The sequence below is a fragment of the Bartonella sp. CB10SXKL genome (assembly GCF_042195515.1).
Lineage (GTDB): Bacteria > Pseudomonadota > Alphaproteobacteria > Rhizobiales > Rhizobiaceae > Bartonella.
Map to the genome: position 1 here is coordinate 1 of NZ_JBHION010000080.1, position 1,288 is coordinate 1,288.

The 1,288-nt window shown below is 33.1% G+C and carries 2 protein-coding genes; both read left to right on the plus strand.

The features are described from left to right. The coding region (locus tag ACFIK3_RS09510; RefSeq protein WP_375646810.1) for a YadA-like family protein at positions 1-177 on the plus strand (177 nt) is incomplete at its 5' end. 820 nt (positions 178-997) lie between these two features. Next, the coding region (locus ACFIK3_RS09515) for a hypothetical protein (protein WP_375676621.1) at positions 998-1,288 on the plus strand (291 nt) is incomplete at its 3' end.

A 1,288-nucleotide genomic window follows, 5' to 3' on the forward strand; every position in this document is an offset into this window, starting at 1 on the left:
GACGAGCCAGGATCTTTGAGTGTCTCATTTGGTAGCGGCACATGGCGTGGACAATCCGCATTTGCCCTTGGTGCTGGTTATACATCTGAAAACGGAAAAATCCGCTCTAATCTCTCTGCCACGAGTGCTGGTGGTCATTGGGGCATAGGTGGTGCAATTACTCTGAAAATAAAATAATACGAACAACGAAAACAAAACATCCACCCTTATTTATTGAAATAAGGGTGGATGTTTTTTTTACAGACGCACAGTATTTATCTAGAGATAAGCATAATATTTGATGAGGCTATAGACTGTGAGGTTTTATAGAAGATTTTCTATATTTTGTTGAAAAAAGATCATAGTAGAATCCATATTGCTAAAAAGTTATATTTTTATGTTGCTATTTTCATGAACAGCCTATAGCAATATGGGAGTGTATATTAGTAAGACTCATTTTGATGAAATAACTTTCAAAGGGGGAAAAGTAGTGCGTAAAGATAAAAGGTACATCACGGGACCGCGCATATATCATTATATGATATATTAAAAAGAAAAAATCCAACTAAAAAGCCAGTTATCCAAGGAAAACTATATTCCAGACATATTACAATTTCTTTTTACTTTACTTATTATTAACAAAACCATGCTTTCTAATAAAAATAAAGTCTATAATTAGGAAAATACATATTAAAACCTAGTACAAAGGATTTTATAGTAACCACTACCAAGTAAAATGTAATATTAAATATAAAGACCCCTTTTTAGTTAGAAAAAACAGCACACTAAAAAACTTAGACTCTAAATGTGTCATCTTTATGTCCACAAAACATAATCAAAAAGACAAACATTTAGGTCTCAATACAGAGAGCACAAACAAAACAAGACTAAAGACTCAAAACGTTCATACCCTAAGCAATGATCGTCTACTCTGAATTCCAAAGAGATCAATAATGCTAAAATGTGTCTTTTTTATGTTTTGGAGGTGTTTTTAAGTTTTTTCATTGGAGAGTTTGTTATGAAAAAATTATATGCCCCACAAGCAGCGAGTGAATTAAAACGTTCTCGTTTTTCTTTTGTTAAAGTTCTTTCGTTGGCTATAGCGGCTACATTCTTATCGAATGTTACGCCTGTTTTTTCAGCAAATCCTGATTTTAGAAACACATTTCTTGAAGGTGTAAAAAGTGCTGGTGTATCTTATCCACAAAGCCTTCTCTCTGTTGCTGGTTTGAATGCTTCTGATGATTACGCAAATTTTTTAACCAAAACCCTTTCTGGTAAGAGAGATAAGAGTCCTATCGTAAATGTT